This window comes from Methylophaga sp. UBA2513, from assembly GCF_002341285.1.
In the GTDB taxonomy this organism is placed as follows: Bacteria; Pseudomonadota; Gammaproteobacteria; order Nitrosococcales; family Methylophagaceae; genus Methylophaga; species Methylophaga marina.
In genome coordinates, this window is record NZ_DDNT01000010.1 from 113,669 (window position 1) to 134,119 (window position 20,451).

Below are 20,451 nucleotides of genomic sequence, written 5' to 3' on the forward strand. Positions count from 1 at the left end.
TTTAAAGTGATTCGAATCCAAAAAGCAGTCGTCATTTTGTACAGCATACCGATATGGATCAGCCTGCCTGCTCAGGCAGGCCCTAAACTTCATATGCATGTTTTTGAGGAAAAAACAGTATCAGACGTGTCGGCCCCTTCTCCACAGGAACGAAAACTGACTTTACATGTTTTTGATCCAACAACATCCACATCCTCAAAAGTTAATTCAAATGGTAATAAGATTATCAGCCAGAACACGTCTTTTAATGCTCCAAGTCCAGCACACTACAAAAGCGTGAATATGTATATTAAGACAGGCTATCAGCGAGATGATTTTGCTTGGAACATAGCTGGGCCAACTGGTGTACCCAATATTTTGTCTGAACTGACATGGAAAGATATCGAAATAGCTACCATTTCCATCGGTGGTGATGTTTTTTTAAAAGACCAGTGGTTAACCCAAGCTGAATTTAGTTATGGCAAAATTTGGGATGGTGAAAGTCAGGCATCAGTTTATTCAGCCAACAATCGCACTATGGAGACATTTAGGTCAAAAAATAGAGCTGATGAAGGATATATCTACGATATGTCGGCTAATCTTGCCTATAAATATCCCGCATATATACAACAGCAACATTCTCTATTTTTAGTCCCTAAACTGGGCTTCAGTTATCACAAACAACATCTAAAAATAGTGGATGGTAAACAAACCATTCCGTTTGAGGCGGGTATCGCCAATCTGGATAGTTCCTACGAAACAACCTGGTACGGCCCATGGTTTGGGCTTAGCAGTGAATATAGTCACAGTGATAAATATCAGTTTCAATTAGGTGTTGAATACCATTATGCCTTTTACGATGCAGAAGCTTCATGGGAAAGCTCTGGCCTACAAGGGAAATTTGAACACGAAGCACGAGGATCTGGCTGGATTTATAACGCCTCTGCTGATTATAAGCTTCAGTCCAACCTATCACTAGGCATAGAACTGATATACGAAGACTGGCTGGCTGATAAGAATGGTAAAGATAGCATCTATTCTGTTGATGGAAATGACATTGCGTTGGAATTTAATGAAGCCGAAAGAACCAGTTTTACCGCTAACCTAAAGCTCAATTATGAATTCTGATATAACTTCTAACTACAGGACATTTTTTGTTCTGTTCGCACTAACACTACTAGGCTCAATGTACTTTCATGCCAATATTGGTGGCAGTGGTATGCGAATCCCAAACAATATTCTGGTTTGGCTTTTTGGTAGTGTGATTGGCTTTTATGGTTTATATCGGTTTAGTCAGTCAGACAAAATCATTTTGCCGCGCTTTACATGGTTATTATTGGCTTTCCCAGTAATGGCGCTATTATCTGGTGTGGCCGCAGGCGTTGTTAACTCGACAGAGTGGTTTCTGAGGTTATTTTATACTTGGGGTGGTGTGTTATTTTTCTTTGCACTATTCCAGTTTAATTTCACACCTAAAAAAATCGATCAGATACTTTTGTGGATCATTCTTGCCAGCGTATTGCATGCCATTATTGGCATTGCTCAGATATTGTATGTGAATGACTTACCAGGCTGGCTTCCGGTGAATCAACAGGGTGAACCCACCGGTACGTTTCAGCAGATAAATAACCACGCCAGTTTTCAGGTCACCACTCTGATGCTGGTATTTTGGCTATTGACTCGACCTATTATGAAATATGCGCGCTGGCCAGTCATGACCTTATTATTCATCGCCATTTTCAGCTCAACCTTCATTGTTAGCTTTAGTGGCTCGAGAGTCGCTATTCTAGGTTTTTTACTGGCATTCCCTCTGTTTGTGCTAAGCCGTTGGAAATATATCCAGACCAATAAAAAACGTTGGGGATTAGTGATTTTAGTTATGAGTCTGGCTATCATTGCATCTCATCAAATTGACACAGATAAAGGGCTAAGCTCAATAGTCGAAAAAACCGCTGCAATGAACTCTGGTTATTCAGGTGATGCAAGGTTAGGTATTTATACAATCAGTTTTGACCTCGTCAAAGAGAGTCCAATTTATGGTCATGGTATCGGCAGTTTCGCTCGTGTATGGCAATTAGCAAAACCTGATTTTTATGAGCATCATCCTGATGCCACGTTGCCTAAACAACGTGTTTCACATCCACATAATGAAATCATCTACTGGCTGGTAGAAGGCGGCCTGTTAGCTGGTATCGGTTTGATACTTTTTGGTGTGGCATTATTAAAAATGCTGTGGCATTTACCCGTGAGACGACGTTACGCATATGCTGCTTTGTTATTGCCCATCATACTTCACACACAGGTTGAATTACCTTTTTATATTTCTTCCCTGCATTGGTTCATCATGCTTGTATTATTGTTTGTGGTGTTTTATCCATCACGTGTGAAATATGAAAAACAGTTATCAATAGCTGCGAATACCAGTCTCAAAGGCTTGTCAGTCATTAGTGGGGTTGTAGCAGTCGTATTCTTTACTCACAGTATGCTGGCGAACCTGGAATTTCGTGATTATTTATTAAAGCGTTCTGATCCAGAACAAGTGTTCGATATGGCTATGGAGAATCCGTATTTCCGAGACTTAGCGACACAAGTGACGATGTCGTTACTTTATGAACAAAGCCGACAGATCGGTATTCGCGACAATATTGAGATTTTCGCTGACTGGGTAGAAAATGAACTAAATCGAAACCCACACATTAACCTGTTTAGGTTAGCCATTCGATCGCGTCTTGATTTGAAAGATGAAAAAAAAGCTTGTGCTCTTAATGAGAGAGCACAAGCCATTTATCCTAGAGATAAGGGATTTAATACCATCAAAGATGAGTGTAGCGCGTTAGAACATGCCTAACTGTAACTGTGCCGCTTCCGTCATCATATCTTTCGTCCATTGTGGTTCCCAGACTAGTTCGACATGCGCTTTTTTGACACCCGGAACAGACATGACGCGAGATTCAACATCCCCTGGAAATGTTTGAGCAACTGGACAACCTGGTGCTGTTAACGTCATATCGATACTCACATTACCTGAGGTACTTATCTGAATATCGTAAATTAGGCCCAATTCGTAAATATTGATGGGGATTTCCGGATCATAGATAGTTTTTAATACCTCTATGACGTCTTCTTTTAACTGTTCCGGGCTGATTTGATATTGATCGTTCATAAACCTGCCCTTTTATTCTGTTGAAACTGAAATATCATGATCATTGTCTACGGCAGCGTGAACGGTATGCCATGACAATGTTGCACATTTAACGCGTGCAGGAAACTCTTTAACGCCAGCCAGTACTTGGAGTTTGCCGCTCAGTTCAGCCGCATCATCTTCTCCTGTTAATGCTTTATGCACGTTGTCATACAATACTTCTGCTTCAGCTAACGTTTTACCTTTCAGGCTCTCCGTCATCAGTGAAGCAGAGGCAACAGAGATAGCACAACCATTGCCCTGAAAGCTGACATCTTCAATCACGTCGCCATTCATTTTCACGTAAACAACCAAGGCATCACCACATAATGGGTTATTACCATGTGCCATGTGATTCGCGTCTGCAATTTCTCTGAAATTACGAGGCTTTTTTTTGTGATCCATGATCACTTGTTGATAAAGATCGCGTAAATCACTCATCAGGCAAATAACTCCTGTGTGGTATGGATAGCTTTAACCAGTGCATCAACTTCTTGCTCTGTATTGTAAAAAGCAAATGAAGCACGAGCAGTTGCTGCAATACCGTAATACTGCATAACAGGCTGAGCACAGTGATGACCTGCACGGATCGCCACCCCTTCCTGATCAAAGATAGTACCGACATCATGAGGATGAACATCTTCAATCATAAAGGACAAAACACTGGCTTTGTGTTCTGCGGTACCGATTATGCGGATACCTTCTATTGCAGATAATTTATCGGTCGCTAATTCAAGCAGAGCATGCTCATAAGCGGCGAGTTTATCCACCCCTATTGACTGCATATAATCAATTGCTGCACCTAACCCCACAGCACCAGCAATGTGAGGTGTACCCGCTTCGAATTTATAAGGCAATGAATTATATTCTGTATGCTCAAAACTGACCGACAGAATCATATCGCCACCACCCTGCCATGGTGGCATAGCTTCTAATAGAGCCTGTTTTCCATAGAGTGCACCAATACCTGTCGGTGCATACATTTTATGGCCTGAGAACACATAAAAATCACAATCCAGTTCCTGCACGTCCACCTGCATATGTGGCACGGCTTGGGCGCCGTCAATTAATACAGGAATACCTTTGGCTTTCGCTTTTTGTGTCATTTGCTTAACGGGATTCACCGTACCCAGCGCATTAGACACCTGACCTACCGCCATGATTTTTGTTTTATTCGTCAACAAAGCATCAAACTCTGATAAATCCAACTCACCAGACTCTGTCATGGGGATGACTTTTAGCTTAGCACCGGTTTGTTCACACACCATTTGCCAGGGCACGATATTAGCGTGATGCTCCAAATAGCTGATGAGAATTTCATCACCTGCTTGCAATTGTGGTCTGACAAAACTTTGAGCCACTAAATTGATCGCTTCTGTAGCACCTCTGACAAAGATAATTTCTTTATCTGATGACGCGTTCAAAAAGCCCCTAACTTTACTTCTAGCGCCTTCATAGGCATCTGTCGCACGTTGGCTCAATCGATGAACGCCACGATGGACATTGGCATTATCAAGACGGTAATACTGATCAACGGCTTCAATAACCTGTACGGGTTTTTGACTACTGGCCGCATTATCTAAATAAACAAGAGAATGACCATTGACCTGTTGATTTAGAATAGGAAAATCACGGCGAATAGCTGCAATATCGAAATCAGTCAGCATCGACTCAGCCAGATTGTATGTTGATTGTGTCATGAACTACACACCTCGCGGTAATCGGGTTTCAATGACATTGGATAAAGCTTGGCGAATGGGCAAATCAGCAATTCGCTGGAGCACTTCTACGGCAAACGCATAAGTGAGTAGACTTCTCGCACTCGTTTCATCAAGCCCACGTGAACGTAGGAAAAAGATTTGCTGTTCATCTAACTGTCCCACCGTACTACCATGGCCACACTTCACATCATCAGCGTATATTTCCATTTCTGGCTTGGTATCGATTTCACAGGTACGTGACAGTAATAAGTTACGGTTGCTTTGATTGGCATCTGTTTTTTGTGCATCTTTATGCACAATAACCTTACCGTTAAATACCGCATGGCTGTCGCCATCCAGCACACCTTTATAAATTTCTTCACTGGTGGTGTTCGGTACCGCGTGATCGATACGCGTGTGGTTATCGACATGTTGTTTACCGGTAACCAGATACATGCCATCCATAGTCACATGTGCCTGTTCTCCTAAGAGCTGACTATGAATGTCATTTCTCGCCAGTTTGGCACCGAGTGAAATGTTGTTGGTATGCCAGGTGCTCGTGCTCGCTTGCTTACCCGCCAAGGTGGCAATGTGATAATGAGATAAAGATTCATGCTGCAATTTGAAATGATTCAAACGCGCATTGTCTGCCAGATTCACTTCTGAGATGACATCTGTCAGTCCGACAGACTCATCATTCAGACTGGCATAATGCTCAACGATCGTTAAGTCTGCATCTTTAGCCAAATCAATAACATGACGAAGGTGTGTGGCCAACTTTTCAGTTTCACCTGTGTTAATCACTAACAGTTCAATGGGTTTAGTGATGTTACTGCCAGCTTTAACTTGAATATAAGCGCCTTCATTCATCAGCATCGTATTCAGTGCATTCAAACCTGGCTTTTCAATATCAATCTGCTGGTTCAGTACGGCTTCTGACATTGATAGGGCTTGTGATAGAGGAAGTAGCGTTAAACCTGGCTCAAGGTCATCAATACGAGATAACTCGGCATTGAATTGACCATCAACAATGACCAATCTATATGCTGATTCTAGCAAGGCAACTTCTGAGCATCGCGTTTCGTTTAACTGAGAGGCTTGAGCTTCGTGAGTAAACGTCTCTTGTGACAGCGCCCATAAAGAAGTGTACTTCCAGTCTTCAACCTTTTTAGAAGGTAAACCATGGCGTTGAAACTGAGCACGCGCCTGTTCACGCAGCGTCTTTAACCAATCGAGTTCTTGACCCGGTATTGTGTTATTGACTGCGATATCGCTAAATGGCGTGGTGATATCAGTTAACTGTTTCATGCAGTCTCACCTTCCGGTGCGTCGTGAATCCAGCTATAACCTGATTTCTCCAGTTCTTTTGCCAATTCTTTATCGCCTGATTTGACGATACGGCCTTCAGATAAGACATGTACAAAATCTGGAACGATATGATCCAATAAACGCTGATAGTGAGTAATCATCACGATAGAGCGATCTTCAGCACGGAGTGCATTCACGCCTTCTGACACAATGCGTAAGGCATCGATATCCAGTCCTGAGTCCGTTTCATCAAGAATCGCTAAAGCAGGTTCAAGTATGGCCATCTGGAGAATTTCATTACGCTTTTTCTCACCGCCAGAAAAACCTTCGTTGACATTACGATGAAGAAATTCTTCATTCATTTTGACCAGTTTCATTTTCTCGCGTACCAGTGTCAGAAAATCCATCGCATCGACTTCTTCCAGACCTTGATACTTGCGTACTGCGTTCAATGCAGATTTAAGTAAATACACATTGCTGACGCCAGGAATTTCAACCGGATATTGGAACGCCAAAAATACGCCTCGTTGAGCTCGCTCTTCAGGTTCAAGTTCTAATAGGTTTTCGCCTTTGTAAATGACTTCACCTTGAGTAATTTCATAGCCATCACGTCCGGCCAAAACATTGGACAGCGTACTTTTACCAGCACCATTAGGCCCCATGATGGCATGGACCTCACCTGGGTTCACTGTCATGTCTATACCGCGAAGAATTTCTTTGCCATCAACGCTGGCGTGTAAATTTTTAATTGTTAACATCTTCACTCTCTAAAATTTCTGAATATTGTTTCGCAGTTCTCTTATGGGTCTTAGCCCACGGAACCTTCTAATGACAAACCAAGTAAGTTTTGTGCTTCTACAGCGAATTCCATCGGTAATTCACGAATCACTTGTTTGCAAAAGCCATTCACAATCATTGACACCGCGTCCTCAGCGTCCAGACCACGCTGTTTACAATAAAACAACTGGTCTTCACTGATTTTTGAGGTAGACGCTTCATGCTCTACTTTTGCTGTCGGATTTTTCACTTCGATGTAAGGGAAAGTGTGGGCACCACAAGTGTCACTCATCAATAAAGAGTCACACTCGGTGTAGTTACGCGCATTTTCCGCATTAGGCCCGACTCTTACCAATCCACGATAGGCGTTCTGCGAACGACCGGCAGAAATACCTTTTGAAATAATCGTTGAGCTGGTGTTCTTACCCAGGTGGATCATTTTGGTACCGGTATCGGCTTGCTGCATGTTGTTCGTCACAGCTACAGAATAAAATTCACCGACCGAATTATCCCCTTGTAAAACTACACTTGGATATTTCCAGGTAATAGCGGAACCCGTTTCTACTTGTGTCCAGGAAACTTTCGACGATTCACCACGACAGGCAGCACGCTTAGTGACAAAGTTGTAAATGCCGCCTTTGCCATTTTCATCGCCCGGATACCAGTTTTGAACCGTAGAATATTTGATCTCAGCCCGGTCCATCGCCACCAATTCAACCACCGCGGCATGAAGCTGATTTTCATCACGCATTGGCGCGGTACAGCCTTCCAGATAACTGACATAAGCGTCATCATCGGCAATGATTAATGTACGTTCAAACTGACCCGTATTGGCGGCATTGATACGGAAATAAGTAGATAGCTCCATTGGGCAACGTACGCCTTTAGGAATATAGACAAACGAGCCATCGGTAAAAACGGCTGAGTTCAGTGCCGCATAAAAATTGTCTTTGTGTGGAACCACACTGCCAATATATTTTTTTACCAATTCAGGATGCTCTTGGATAGCTTCTGAAATTGGCATAAATAGAATGCCTTGCTCAGCTAATTTGTCTTTAAACGTGTTTGAAACAGAGACACTGTCAAATACTGCGTCGACAGCGACACCTGCCAGACGTCCTCGCTCATCCAGAGGCACACCCAGTTTTTCATAAGTTTTTAATAACTCGGGATCGACTTCATCCAGACTTTTTGGACCGTCTGTTTTTTTCTTGGGCGCTGAGTAATAACTGATGTCTTGATAGTCAATCTCAGGATAATGAACGTGTGCCCATTCCGGCGTATCCATGGTTAGCCAATGACCATAGGCTTTCAATCGCCACTCCAGCATCCATTCAGGTTCATTCTTGATAAAAGAGATTTGTCTGATTACATCTTCATTTAAGCCTGGTGGCAGACTATCTACTTCGATATCAGTAACAAATCCTGCTTTGTATTCTTTCTGCGTAATCGCTTCAAGTTGTTGACTTTGTTCAGTCATGGAACTCACCATCCTGTAAAGTTGTTTTATTCATCCCGTTATAAGATGAATAGAATCTAATCGGGCTGCCCGCGAGAGAAGACTGCGGGGCCAGCATGTCCGATAGTTTTACTTCGTCTAACGCATGGAAAACAGCGTCGTTAATTTTGGTCCAATTGGTTTGCACGGCACAGTGTGTTTCCTGATCACAGTGACTGTCTGTGCTTACGCATTCCGTCAACGCAATTGGCCCTTCTATCGCTGTGATGATTTCTGCAACGGTGATGTCATCGGGGTGACGACTTAGACTGTAGCCCCCCATAACGCCTCTTTCTGACTTTAATAAGCCTGAGTGAGACAATAACTTTAAAACTTTTCTAACCGTTGGCAGTGGTACTTTCACTGCTTCAGCAATAGCATGTGCACTATGTTGAACTTGCAGATTAGACGCAAAGTGACTCATCAGCACGATGCCATAATCTGTTAATTTTCCCATTCGCAACATTGGTGCACCTCCTAATTGGTACTATTATAGTATCAATTAGATTAATAACCAAGTGTTTTTCTCAGTTATTAGCTCATTGGGGTCGTGAAAATATTGTGGATTTAGCGTATGGTTATGAACTTTCGTTCACAAACATTGTACTAAAATCGGCACGCACCTTATAAATACATTGAGAGCATTATATGAAATTAAAAACACTCGCTATTTTACCTTTACTATTTGGAGCAAACGTAATGGCTGCTGACAACGCCACAACATTAGACACAGATAAACAAAAAATTAGTTACATCTTTGGTATTCAAGTTGGTCAAAATATGATGCAAGAAGGTGTGGAACTGGATATTGAAGCTTTCAAAGCAGGTGTTGCCGATATGATGGCTGGCCAGCAACCCCAACTTGACCAAGCCACTGCAGAACAAGTTGTTCAAGCTTACCAAGCCCAAAAAGCGCAAGAGCTAGCTAAAGTCATGAACGAGAAACAAGCTCAAGCTAAAGCATTTATGGAAGAGAACGCTAAGAAAGATGGCGTTGTCACAACAGATAGCGGTCTACAATACGAAGTCCTGAAAGAAGGTGATGGCGCGACGCCAACAGAAAATGACAAAGTCATTGCTAACTATAAAGGTACATTAATCGACGGTACCGTTTTCGATAGCTCATATGACCGTGGCGAGCCAGCTACATTCCCAGTCAATGGTGTTATTCAAGGCTGGCAAGAAGCATTGAAAATGATGAAAGAAGGGTCTAAATGGCGCATCGTTGTTCCAGCTAATCTGGCTTACGGTCCACGTGGTGCAGGAAACTTAATCGGTCCTAACGAAACCTTGATTTTTGAAATTGAGTTGATTGCTATCACAAAATAATTGATGATTAATTATAAAAAGAGCCGCCTAAAGGCGGCTTTTTTTATGTCTGTCATTCCAACATTTTTGTAAGCTTTTGCCAGTCAAAATAAGGACCTGGATCAGTTTTCCGCCCTGGGGCAATATGCTCATGTCCCGTTATTTTTTCATGAGTAAGCGTAGGGTAGGTCTTGCATAATGTCATTATGACTTCAGCAAGCACCTCATATTGCACGTGTTCAAATGGCATATCGTCACACCCCTCCAGTTCAATCCCTATTGTAAAGTCATTGCACCTCTCTCTGCCTTGCCAGTGAGAGACTCCCGCATGCCAAGCTCGCGCATGAAAAGGCACAAACTGGACAATATCCCCTGTCCTTCTAATCAGGAGATGGGATGAGACTTTTAAACCTTCTAGCTGCTGAAAATATGGGTGAGCCGAGCAATCAAGCTTGTTAAGAAAAAGATCATCAATAAATGTGTCGCCAAACTCACCAGGCGGCAGGCTGATGTTATGTATGACGATACCTGAAATATCGTTCTTATCCGGTCGCTCGTCATAATTTGGCGATGATGTCATTATTGCGCTATCAAGCAGCCCTGATTCTCTATTTATTTTCACTGATGTCACTCATGGCATGGATACGATAATTGGATTAATCAGGCAACACACGTTACCCTATCCTATTTAGCCTTTACCATATCGATATGACAATAGAAAATCCATTGCCCGCTGCATTTATCGCCTCTCAAGTTAAACTATCTTTACTTGAAGATATCGGACAAGAGGATTTAACGGCAAATCTTATTCCTGCTGACGCAGTCGCTTCTGCGACATTAATCACTCGGGAAGATGCCACACTTTGCGGAATGCAATGGTTCAACAGTGTGTTTGAACAGCTGGATGCGTCAATTTCAGTAAATTGGAAGGCACAGGATGGCGACAGAGTGAAAGCAAACTCAATCTTGTGTGAACTTCATGGACCAGCCAGAAGCCTACTAACTGGTGAACGCACTGCAATGAATTTTCTACAGACTTTATCAGCTACAGCAACGCTATCATCTGTCTATGCAGATGCTGTTTCCGGGTTGCCCGTAAAAATATTGGATACGCGTAAAACCATTCCGGGCTGGCGTGTCGCTCAAAAATATGCCGTCAAATGTGGCGGCTGCTTTAATCATAGAGTGGGCCTCTATGATGGTATTCTCATCAAAGAAAATCATATTATGGCCGCAGGCTCAATAGAGCGTGCCGTTCATCAGGCAAAAGCTTTATCTGCTAATGTACCTATTGAAGTCGAAGTAGAAAGTCTAGCAGAACTAAAGCAAGCGCTAGTGGCTGGCGCAGATATCATCTTATTAGATAACTTCACAATCGATGATTTAAAACAAGCTGTTACACTGAATAAAGGCCAATCAGAACTCGAGGCTTCTGGTGGTATCACATTGGGTAATATCAGAAGCATCGCTGAAACAGGCGTAGATAGGATATCAGTAGGTGCGTTAACTAAAGATATAAAGGCCGTTGATCTTTCTATGCGTTTTTCTTGAATAAAAAAACCGCAGTACCATTAAAGTGAATGGTGACTGCGGTTGAGAGTAAACCTTTATTCTAAGCCGACTTGCCAAAGCTCCAGATTTTGTTCAATAACTTTCCCTGAAGTAGCGTCAATCTCAATTTTCATTTCTTTACCATCACGAGTGGCAATATCGAATTCGTAGGTGGCTTTTCCGTCTTCTTCTATTTCATATTCCACTTCGACGATTTCACCCGGATACATATCTAAAGCAATGTCTCGTGCTTCCGCCTCACTCATTTTAGCGTGGGCTTTAAACTTAGGGTGGTTAGGATGATCAACCTCTTGCTCTACCTCTATCACCTCACCTGTTCTTACTGAGCATTCCACATCCCAGTCAGCACCATCAATGCCACGAATATCAAACTCGTATACATCTCTTTCATTTTCGACTTTTCTTTCCACTTTAATGACATGACCTGGCTTGAGGTCAGTCACGACAGTTAGACACCGTTCAAAGAATTGAGGTGAATCTTCAGCCAGGAGCGCACCAGAAAACAAAGACAAAATGAAGAACCCTAAAAATTTCATTCAATAATCCTAGATAAAAAAAGGGGCTGATTCTCAGCCCCTTTTACGTTACTACTACATGGTTAACTTAAAGCCAATCCATCCAGCTCTTGGAGAACTTGTTCCAACGAAACGTTCGTCACCTTCATAAGCATCCATTCCTGGAGCTTCATCAGGTTCACCATACAAACCAAAGGTGTTGTACTCACTGTCGAACAAGTTATCGACTTTAGCAAAGAACTGTAGATGCTCGTTCACTTTATAACGGCTATGCAGATTCACTATGCGATATCCAGCGATTTTCTTGTCCACGTTCGCTTCATCACCACGATAACGTTGGCTAGAATGATATGATGCAGTTAGACCTGCAGAAAACTGTTGGGTAAAGGCATAGTCAAGCCCTACTTTCAAGTTATGGGCAGGTATACTAGGTAGACGATCACCTTTAGAGACGTTATACAAATCCCCATCTCTCGAGTAGGTGAAGTTATCTTCAAACGTTGCACGAACATAACCATAGTTTGCTGACCAGCTTAACTTCTCGTATTGACCTGCCATACCCAGCTCAAGACCTGCTCGCGCTGTTTTATCAATATTTCTGAAGTTGCCTAAACCTAAACGTCCACTTACATCTTCTGACTGACTTTCATCTTCTGAAAAGAACAACAAGTCGTCTTTCAACTCTGTGTAATAGACGTTGGCATACCAATCAAACAGCTCTTGTTGACCACGCAGGCCTGTTTCGATCGTTCTTGCGACAACATCATCTAACGGAGGATCTGCTAGGAACGCATTAGGATAAGCACATGGTGACTCAGGTTCAGCACAAGTCAATTCGGTAGCTGTAGGCGCACGATTAGACTCGTTATAGCTGACATATGATGTCATGTTATCAGTCAGTTTATAGGTTAATCCCAATGAAGGATTTAAGCGCTTGAATGTATGAGAGTTACCTGATTCATTCAAATCTTGTTCACCACCTTCGCTGTAACCAGAAATATCAACTTCAATCCAGTTATAACGAGCACCTACAGTCATTGCTAAGCGATCTGTAAATGAATGTGTATTGGTGAAAAAGATGCTGTAAGTATCAGTTTTAATCTTACCATCAACTAACGTATCTTCGATCACGTAGCCAGTGCCTGAAGTACCTCGTGTGTTAGTGAACTGTGCAATTTCAGACTGCGAACTGTAATCCACATCAGAGCGATCGTAACCAACGCCCACGATTAACTGATTGTCACGACCAAAAAGATCTTGCAAAAACGTAGACTGGAATGCAAAGCCATAACTGTCTTGCTCTGTCTTACTTGTGTTGTTTAAAGCAACAAAATCACCATCAGCAAAGCCTAATGCAGCAGCACTTACTGGTAATACTTCATCATCACCGTCAAAAACTCCTTCTACACCATCTTCGTCTTCACCTATCTGACCACCAATCACTGAAAACTCAGAACCATCTCCATTAAATGATGTACGGTCACTCTTGCGATAGTATGTGTTTGCAGCAAGCATGGTGTTGTCATTTATCCAGTGGGTACCGTTCAATGTGAACATACGCAGTTTATTTTGCGTATTATCTGGATGTGTGAACACTGCTTCACGGTCAGCATCGACTAATAGTGTTGGTGAAGCACCATTACCATTCAAATCACTATCAACGGCGGTGATACCGAAGTCTAATGTGGAGTCTTCATCTGCATAGCTCAGGTTGGTAAAGAACTGCTCTACACGTGAAGGTGAAAAGTCACGCCAACCATCTTCTTTGGTAATTGAGCCAGTCACAAAGTAAGCAAAATTACCATCACTGCCACCACTTTCAATAGTGCCTGAATCACGGCCAAATGAGCCTGTGTAGGCTTCTAGACTATGTCCAGGATTGGTGAAACCGGTTTTTGTTTTGAGGGATAATGCACCACCCAGCGTATTCAAACCAAACAGTGGGTTCGAACCTGGAATTAAATTAGTGCTCGCAATCGCAGACTGAGGAATTAAGTCAAAATTCACTGCATCACCAAATGGTTCATTTACACGAATACCATCTATGTAGACAGATAAACCTTGTGAGTTACCGACTAATGGTGAAGCCGTAAAACCACGAAACTGTAGATCAGGTTGGAAAGGGTTATTTTGAGCTTGGTTTAAGCTAACACTACCCAGCGTTTTGTTCATGAAATCAGAAATATCTAATGACTGAACACGTTCGATATCTTCTTCAGTCGCTGTCTGAACATTAGCAGCTACTTGATCTTTTGGTAAGCCTACGCCATGTAGAGGGGTTGTCCCTACGACTTCTATGTCGCTTAATTTCACATCATCGTCAGCGGCAAAACTCGCACTGGAAAACAGTGCAGAGGTTAGCATGACGCAAATCAGCTTTCTCTTTTGCGGAAATTGCATTACCTATACTCTCCTGAGTTATTTTTATGGTTGTAAAAACTCAATAACAAGAGCATATATAGTGCCAAGTTTATAAATGTTTTTTTAACAAACACTTACAAATCTTAATAGCAGTGAAATCACCTATAAACGGCTACAATGAACCAACCAGGGTGGCTGATATCAACCAGATTTAAACCAAGACAATTTGTCGTGCAGTTTCGTTACTTCACCTATGATAAGTAAGGTGGGTGCAATGGGTTTTTCACGTTCAGCAAGCATAGGTAGCTCAGCAATGTTGCTTAACCAGACTTTTTGGTTTTCAGTTGTACCTTGTTGGACCAGTGCTGCAGGCATATCGGCCGGCATGCCATGCTGTTGCAATTGTTGACTCAATTGAGGTAAGCCAGCAAGTCCCATGTAGACCACCACTGTTTGTCTTGGTTTCACTAAGACAGGCCAATTTAAATTTAATTCCCCTTCTTTCAATTGACCAGTCACAAAAATACAACTTTGGGCATAATCGCGATGAGTCAATGGTATACCAGCATAGGATGCGCAGCCTGATGCGGCTGTGATTCCAGGCACCACCTGAAAAGGAATATTATGTTCAGCCAAGGTATCGATTTCTTCTCCACCCCGACCAAATATAAATGGGTCGCCGCCTTTTAAACGTAAAACACGTTTGCCTTGTTGGGCATGTTTAAGTAATAAATTATTGATTTCTTCCTGTCTAACGGCATGCCATGATCGTTGCTTACCGACATAGACGAGTTCAGCCTCCTTACGAACCAAAGCCAAAATTTCTTTACTGACCAAGCGGTCATAAAAAACAATATCGGCCTGTTGCATGAGTCTTAGTGCTTTAAATGTCAGTAATTCAGGATCGCCAGGACCAGCACCCACCAAGAACACTTCGCCGGTGTCAATCGTTTCCGCCTCATCAGCCAGCTGTTGTTGAAGAACCTGCTCAGCCAGAGCTTCTCGACCCGCTAAAACATGGTCAGCAACAGAACCAGATAAAACGTTATCCCAAAACTGTCTGCGTTGACGAAGTTCTCCAAACTTCTGTTTCACCGCATAACGATATTTTCCCATCAATTCGCCTAGCTTACTGTAGCCTGGTGGAATTAAGGTTTCTAAACGTGCACGCAAATTCCTAGCTAAAACCGGCGATTCACCACCACTGGATACCGCCACAATAATAGGAGAGCGATCTAATACCGAAGCAAAAATAAAGTCGCTGTCATCAGGGTTATCAGTGAGGTTGGTTAAGATATTTTTCTTTTGAGCAACCTCATGTACAGACTGATTAACCTTTTCGTCATCTGTTGCTGCAATTATCAAGCGTTGGTTGCTGATATGAGCTGGAGTGAACAATGATTGAGTCCAACTTACCTCGCCTTGCTGAACAAGCACATTTAATGCATCAGTCAGCTCAGGTGAGACAATAGTTACTTTGGCCTGAGCTTTTAAGAGTAGCTTCGTTTTTCGAGTGGCAACACTGCCTCCGCCCACAACCAGGCAAGTTTGTTGTTTTAAATCTAAAAATATCGGTAAATAATCCATGAATTAATCTTTTAAAGGTAAGGCCAGCCCTTGTAAGACATAACCATTTTCCATATTTTGAACAATAGCCACCAATGACATATCAACTAATTTCCAGTCTTTGTCGATAGGAATCTGTGTTTTTAGCTCAGTTGTACCATCTGTTTTTAACGGGTATGGTCCAAGCCAGGCTCTGACAAGATATTGATGATTAAACGTTGCACCAGCATTGTCGCCACCACGGATCTCACTGAGGACATTATTTTCAGTCAGCGCCAGATACACTTGGCTGTGCTCTCTGTTTTCCTGATCTTGCACTGTCACTGTTGTATCCACTGATAAGGTAGTACCAGCAAGCTGTGCGTGTAATGCGATATCGGCTTCAGGCTCAAAGTCACTCACAAAATCAATGGCTTCAAGGCCATGTGCTCGCCAATCATGTAACACCTCTCCACTGATGAAGAATTCAGGTGTATAGACAGTTTGAAATAGATTTAATCTGGCAAGCTGTTTTTGTCTTTCTGTAAAAATCGGACTAGCAAAACGATCTACCCAGCCTTTTTTTTCATCCAGATAATCGACGTGGAAATTTAATACCACGATATCTTCGTTTGTCACACCTTTATCAGGCAGCTGTTTCACCCATTTTTCCGCAGGTGGACATAAACCGCAGCCTTCAGCTGTGAACAATTCCATCACAACCAGGTGCTTATTGCTTGTTTCAGCTTGCCAGTCTGAGGCAAGCAAAACAGGAGATGTAAATAAGCTAAACAAGGTCAGGAGTCGGCAGGCTTGTTTAAACATAAAGACCTCCATTTTATTTCTGTTGTGACGGGCTAAGTGGCTGGCTAAATCTTTCACTGCCATCTTCAATAATAGCGAGCTCTCTCAACACAGACGTCGCAAAACAACCTGCTGGTAGAAAAAATGATACTTGCAGATGTGTATCAAACCATTGCCAGTTAAAGTCTGAAGGCAGTAGGCGTATAGCTCGACGTTCTTGCTTGAGCCCTTGTCGAGATAATGCCTGAAGCCAATCCTGCCAATCTGCCAAAATAACCGTTTCTAATTGCTGGCAGTCATCCTGACTCAACAGATCGCCTTGCCCGACAAGTGGCCCAGTTGGGTGAATATCAAAATGAGCAAGGCGATCATGCAGTTGCATGTCGTCGTTATCGGATTGAAAACAACTGTGACTGCCATTTAACTGCATCACATCACCTTTTAACCATTGATTCCAGTTACTATTTTTGACACGTTCACTCACTATTAAGTTGAACAACCATGAACGCGCAGCAGAGAGGTATAGACCTTTTTTGGTACGACTTTTAGGTTTTTTTCCTTGCTGGAACCATTGTTCAACAGCCTGTAAATTATTCATCTGGTGACCAAATCGCTGTTCACCAAAGTAATTGGGTACCCCGTCTTTTTGTACCTGACTAAGCGCCGATTCCCAACTTTGTTTATCACCATCAACAACGGTCAAGTTCAGGGTGAACCGATTACCAGATAACACACCACGTTTTAGTTTCTTATTATGGCGTTTGATTTGATTGATGGTTATCAAGTCAGACTCAAAGGCTGACCAATCTGGTTCAGTGACACCTTCAGTATTAACACTAAACCATTGCGTCGTGACAGCGTGTCGGTCTTTTAAACCAGCATAGCCAATCGCCACCTCTTCAACACCAGCAAACTGAGCCAGCTGTTTGGCTAACCAATCAGTATTCGTATCGGTTTTGGTAATTTGTAACATCACATGAGGCCCTTGACCAGCGGGTTCAAAAGGCAATTGCTCTTCGACTCGAAAATCTTCAGGCGTCTGACGAATAAGGCAACGATGGTTTAACGCTGCTGTATTGACTCTGGCTAAGGCGGCAAGATCAAATGATGACAAGGTTAGTCGTCCATCGGCTTAATCAAGGCGACAGCATGAGTGGCTATCCCCTCTTTGCGACCCGCAAAACCTAACTTTTCAGTGGTAGTCGCTTTGATATTAATGGCAGTGATATCGGTTTGCATGTCGGCGGCTAACAATTCGCGCATTTGAGGGATAAAAGGCGCCATTTTGGGTGCTTGTGCAATAATCGTGGCATCAACATTACTCACAGACCATCCCCGTTTTGCAAGATCGTCGATAACACGCCGCAATAAAATACGACTATCAATGCCTTTGAATGCCTCATCATTATCAGGAAAGTGATGGCCGATATCCCATAAACCGGCAGCACCCAATAAAGCATCACAGATAGCATGAATCAATACATCACCATCTGAATGCGCTTCAAGTCCATGCGTGTGTGGAATGGTCATACCGCCAATGATTAATGGGGTGTCCTCAATAAACCGATGAACATCATAGCCATGTCCGATACGCATTAATTTTCTCCTGCCTGCTGGCGTAAATAAAGTGCTGCAAGTGCCAAGTCTTGTGGAAGTGTGATCTTTAGATTATCACTATGCCCTTCCACCATACGTGGCTGATAGCCAGCAAGTTCCATTGCGCTGGCTTCATCAGTAACGGCGAAAGATTGGGCTGATGCTGACTGTAGTGCACGTGAAAGCATTGCTAAACGAAACATCTGTGGCGTCGCAGCACGCCAAAGACCTTGACGGCAAACAGTCTCTTTAATGACGTTATCGGCATCGACTCGTTTGACCGTATCTGACACGGGAATACCTAGAATGCCACCAACCGGATCTTGCGATAAGGTGGCTAGCATACGATCAATATCTTCATGTCGTAGACAAGGTCTGGCCGCATCGTGAACCAATACCCAAGGATCGTCAGCTAGCCGTTGCTGTAAAACCTTTAACGCATTTGTTACCGAATCAGAACGATCTTTACCACCTGTCACTGTCAGCAACTCACAAGGTAAGGTGAGTGATAAATCAGACCACCACGTATCATTTTCAGCTAAAGCAATCACAATGCCATCAATAGCCGGATGTGAAGCCAGACGCTCCAGTGTTAATTGCAATACTGGTTTATTATTAATCTCTAAATACTGCTTAGGAATATCAGCCTGCATACGACTGCCAATACCTGCAGCGGGCACAACAGCCCAAACAGCCTGTTTACTGCTCATCTGGTTTATCAATAATCTGGAAAAAGGTTTCGCCTGGTTTTACCATGCCCAGCTCACTACGAGCTCTTTCTTCGAGGGCATCAAGACCACTTTTTAAGTCTTGTACCTCAGCAGCAAGCACTTGATTTCGCTCTTTTAACTCAGCGTTATCAATGCGTTGCTTTTCTACAGATTGGTGGAGACGTAATAAGGAAGGAAGCCCGTCATGACTTAGCCATAATCGGTATTGAAGCAATACCAATATGATGGCTAACAAAATCATGACGGGTTTAGACATATCACCTAGGCTTGTTGGACGTTAAACGCCTTCATACCTGGGTAGCTGGCAGCATCACCTAATTCAGCTTCGATGCGAATCAATTGATTGTATTTCGCAACGCGGTCAGAGCGTGATAATGAGCCAGTTTTGATTTGGCCAGCATTGGTCGCTACCGCTAAGTCAGCAATTGTCGTATCTTCTGTTTCACCACTACGATGAGAAACAACAGCGGTATAACCGTTGGCTTTCGCTAAGTTAATCGCATCCAATGTTTCAGACAAAGTACCAATTTGATTCACTTTGATAAGAATCGAGTTGGCGACGCCTTTATCGATACCTTCTTGCAGAATTTTCGGGTTAGTGACAAACAGGTCATCACCGACCAACTGTACTTTATCGCCAATTTTATCGGTCAACAATTTCCAGCCTTCCCAGTCATTTTCATCCATACCGTCTTCAATACTGATGATCGGATATTTATTCGACCAGTCTGCCAATAAATCGGCAAATTCTGCTGACGTTAATGAGCGATTTTCAGAAGCCAGCACATACATGCCATCTTTATAAAATTCTGAGCTGGCTGCATCTAAAGCCAACATAATATCTTTACCCGCTTCATAACCGGCGTTTTTAATGGCTTCCAGTATCACTTCAATCGCTGACTCATTAGATGGCAGATCCGGTGCAAAACCACCTTCATCACCGACAGCTGTATTCAAGCCACGGCTGTTCAGCACTTTTTTCAATTCATGGAAGACTTCAGCACCATAACGCACAGCTTCTGTCAGGCTGGATGCGCCGACAGGCATGATCATAAATTCTTGTAAATCGACGCTGTTATCAGCGTGTGAACCACCGTTGATGATGTTCATCATCGGTACTGGCATCACGGCTTTTTCTTCGGTTGACAGGTATTTGTATAAGGTTTTCTTCGCATCGGCGGCAGCAGCGCGGGCAGATGCCATCGAGATAGCTAATAAGGCATTAGCACCTAAACGGCTTTTGTTTTCGGTGCCATCTGTGGCAATCAATTTATTGTCTAAAGCACGTTGGTCGTTAGCGTCCATTCCCAGTACCGCTTCACGTAACTCACCGTTGACGGCTTCAACTGCTTTTAAAACACCTTTACCTAAGTAACGGCCTTTATCGCCGTCACGTAATTCAACGGCTTCACGTTCACCTGTTGAGGCACCAGATGGCACTGCTGCACGTCCAAATGCACCACTTTCCAGAATAACGTCAGCTTCAACCGTCGGATTACCACGTGAATCGATGATTTCTCTTGCTTTTACATCAATGATTTTGCTCAATGCTCTGCTCCCGTAATGTTTTTTTTGA

General features: G+C 42.9%; 21 protein-coding genes. 4 read left to right on the forward strand and 17 right to left on the reverse strand.

All coding sequences use genetic code 11. From position 1 onward, the window contains the following. Nucleotides 1-6: 6 nt before the first annotated feature. On the forward strand, nucleotides 7-1,107 hold the full coding sequence (locus B3V56_RS06365; RefSeq protein ID WP_289282748.1) for a TonB-dependent receptor: 1,101 nt from the start codon (nucleotides 7-9) through the stop codon (nucleotides 1,105-1,107). Next, nucleotides 1,097-2,827 (forward strand): PglL family O-oligosaccharyltransferase, encoded by a 1,731-nt coding sequence (locus B3V56_RS06370; protein ID WP_289282747.1) that lies wholly within the window; start codon nucleotides 1,097-1,099, stop codon nucleotides 2,825-2,827. The genes B3V56_RS06365 and B3V56_RS06370 overlap by 11 nt, the downstream gene beginning before the upstream one ends. Here the strand turns inward: B3V56_RS06370 and B3V56_RS06375 are convergent. The 7 genes from B3V56_RS06375 to B3V56_RS06405 are packed head-to-tail and all read right to left on the reverse strand — an operon-like array spanning nucleotide 2,813 to nucleotide 8,909. After that, on the reverse strand, nucleotides 2,813-3,142 hold the full coding sequence (locus tag B3V56_RS06375) for an SUF system Fe-S cluster assembly protein (RefSeq protein WP_286305013.1): 330 nt from the start codon (nucleotides 3,140-3,142) through the stop codon (nucleotides 2,813-2,815). The two genes, B3V56_RS06370 and B3V56_RS06375, sit on opposite strands and share 15 nt — an antisense overlap. A 12-nt stretch (nucleotides 3,143-3,154) precedes the next feature. Then, nucleotides 3,155-3,601 (reverse strand): Fe-S cluster assembly sulfur transfer protein SufU, encoded by a 447-nt coding sequence (gene sufU, locus B3V56_RS06380; protein WP_289282746.1) that lies wholly within the window; start codon nucleotides 3,599-3,601, stop codon nucleotides 3,155-3,157. After that, the gene (locus B3V56_RS06385) at nucleotides 3,601-4,860 is read right to left on the reverse strand and encodes a cysteine desulfurase (protein WP_286305015.1); all 1,260 of its coding nucleotides are present in this window, start codon (nucleotides 4,858-4,860) and stop codon (nucleotides 3,601-3,603) included. The genes sufU and B3V56_RS06385 overlap by 1 nt, the downstream gene beginning before the upstream one ends. Before the next feature lie 3 nt (nucleotides 4,861-4,863). Beyond that, on the reverse strand, nucleotides 4,864-6,168 hold the full coding sequence (gene sufD / locus B3V56_RS06390) for a Fe-S cluster assembly protein SufD (protein WP_289282745.1): 1,305 nt from the start codon (nucleotides 6,166-6,168) through the stop codon (nucleotides 4,864-4,866). Beyond that, the gene (gene sufC / locus B3V56_RS06395; protein ID WP_286305017.1) at nucleotides 6,165-6,926 is read right to left on the reverse strand and encodes a Fe-S cluster assembly ATPase SufC; all 762 of its coding nucleotides are present in this window, start codon (nucleotides 6,924-6,926) and stop codon (nucleotides 6,165-6,167) included. The genes sufD and sufC overlap by 4 nt, the downstream gene beginning before the upstream one ends. Nucleotides 6,927-6,976: 50 nt before the next feature. Next, nucleotides 6,977-8,425 (reverse strand): Fe-S cluster assembly protein SufB, encoded by a 1,449-nt coding sequence (gene sufB, locus B3V56_RS06400; protein WP_289282958.1) that lies wholly within the window; start codon nucleotides 8,423-8,425, stop codon nucleotides 6,977-6,979. Continuing rightward, nucleotides 8,418-8,909 carry an SUF system Fe-S cluster assembly regulator gene (locus B3V56_RS06405; protein ID WP_289244930.1) on the reverse strand — a complete coding sequence of 164 codons (492 nt, stop codon included), beginning with the start codon at nucleotides 8,907-8,909 and terminating at the stop codon, nucleotides 8,418-8,420. Before B3V56_RS06405 ends, sufB begins: the two co-directional genes overlap by 8 nt. A 182-nt stretch (nucleotides 8,910-9,091) precedes the next feature. On the opposite strand from B3V56_RS06405, the gene B3V56_RS06410 reads away from it, so the two are divergent. Next, nucleotides 9,092-9,772: an FKBP-type peptidyl-prolyl cis-trans isomerase gene (locus tag B3V56_RS06410; RefSeq protein WP_289282960.1), complete on the forward strand. Its 681-nt coding sequence runs from the start codon at nucleotides 9,092-9,094 to the stop codon at nucleotides 9,770-9,772. Between the two features lie 52 nt (nucleotides 9,773-9,824). On the opposite strand, the gene ampD is transcribed toward B3V56_RS06410, so the two are convergent. Next, nucleotides 9,825-10,373, reverse strand: a complete 549-nt coding sequence (ampD, locus tag B3V56_RS06415; protein WP_286305021.1) for a 1,6-anhydro-N-acetylmuramyl-L-alanine amidase AmpD — start codon at nucleotides 10,371-10,373, stop codon at nucleotides 9,825-9,827. Nucleotides 10,374-10,459: 86 nt separating this feature from the next. Here ampD and nadC point away from each other — a divergent pair, with 86 nt between their 5' ends. Beyond that, on the forward strand, nucleotides 10,460-11,302 hold the full coding sequence (nadC, locus tag B3V56_RS06420) for a carboxylating nicotinate-nucleotide diphosphorylase (RefSeq protein ID WP_286305022.1): 843 nt from the start codon (nucleotides 10,460-10,462) through the stop codon (nucleotides 11,300-11,302). A 56-nt stretch (nucleotides 11,303-11,358) separates the two neighbouring features. Here the strand turns inward: nadC and B3V56_RS06425 are convergent, their stop codons facing one another. From B3V56_RS06425 to eno, 9 genes are all read right to left on the reverse strand, one after another. After that, entirely contained in the window at nucleotides 11,359-11,859 is a 501-nt protein-coding gene (locus B3V56_RS06425; RefSeq protein WP_286305023.1) for a PepSY domain-containing protein, read from the reverse strand. A gap of 54 nt (nucleotides 11,860-11,913) precedes the next feature. Next, complete coding sequence (locus tag B3V56_RS06430) at nucleotides 11,914-14,238, reverse strand: TonB-dependent receptor (protein WP_286305024.1); 2,325 nt, start codon at nucleotides 14,236-14,238, stop codon at nucleotides 11,914-11,916. Nucleotides 14,239-14,400: 162 nt separating this feature from the next. Further along, entirely contained in the window at nucleotides 14,401-15,786 is a 1,386-nt protein-coding gene (gene cysG, locus B3V56_RS06435) for a siroheme synthase CysG (protein WP_289284078.1), read from the reverse strand. A 3-nt stretch (nucleotides 15,787-15,789) separates the two neighbouring features. After that, the gene (locus tag B3V56_RS06440; RefSeq protein ID WP_289284079.1) at nucleotides 15,790-16,569 is read right to left on the reverse strand and encodes a DUF1223 domain-containing protein; all 780 of its coding nucleotides are present in this window, start codon (nucleotides 16,567-16,569) and stop codon (nucleotides 15,790-15,792) included. A 13-nt stretch (nucleotides 16,570-16,582) separates the two neighbouring features. Next, nucleotides 16,583-17,662, reverse strand: a complete 1,080-nt coding sequence (truD, locus tag B3V56_RS06445) for a tRNA pseudouridine(13) synthase TruD (protein ID WP_289282491.1) — start codon at nucleotides 17,660-17,662, stop codon at nucleotides 16,583-16,585. A 2-nt stretch (nucleotides 17,663-17,664) separates the two neighbouring features. Beyond that, a complete protein-coding gene (gene ispF / locus B3V56_RS06450; protein WP_289282492.1) occupies nucleotides 17,665-18,144 on the reverse strand; it encodes a 2-C-methyl-D-erythritol 2,4-cyclodiphosphate synthase in 480 nt (159 codons plus the stop codon). Continuing rightward, nucleotides 18,144-18,854 carry a 2-C-methyl-D-erythritol 4-phosphate cytidylyltransferase gene (gene ispD / locus B3V56_RS06455; protein ID WP_289282493.1) on the reverse strand — a complete coding sequence of 237 codons (711 nt, stop codon included), beginning with the start codon at nucleotides 18,852-18,854 and terminating at the stop codon, nucleotides 18,144-18,146. Before ispD ends, ispF begins: the two co-directional genes overlap by 1 nt. Then, the gene (ftsB, locus tag B3V56_RS06460) at nucleotides 18,844-19,131 is read right to left on the reverse strand and encodes a cell division protein FtsB (protein WP_289282494.1); all 288 of its coding nucleotides are present in this window, start codon (nucleotides 19,129-19,131) and stop codon (nucleotides 18,844-18,846) included. The genes ispD and ftsB overlap by 11 nt, the downstream gene beginning before the upstream one ends. Nucleotides 19,132-19,136: 5 nt before the next feature. Next, nucleotides 19,137-20,423 (reverse strand): phosphopyruvate hydratase, encoded by a 1,287-nt coding sequence (eno, locus tag B3V56_RS06465; protein ID WP_286305031.1) that lies wholly within the window; start codon nucleotides 20,421-20,423, stop codon nucleotides 19,137-19,139. Nucleotides 20,424-20,451: the final 28 nt, after the last annotated feature.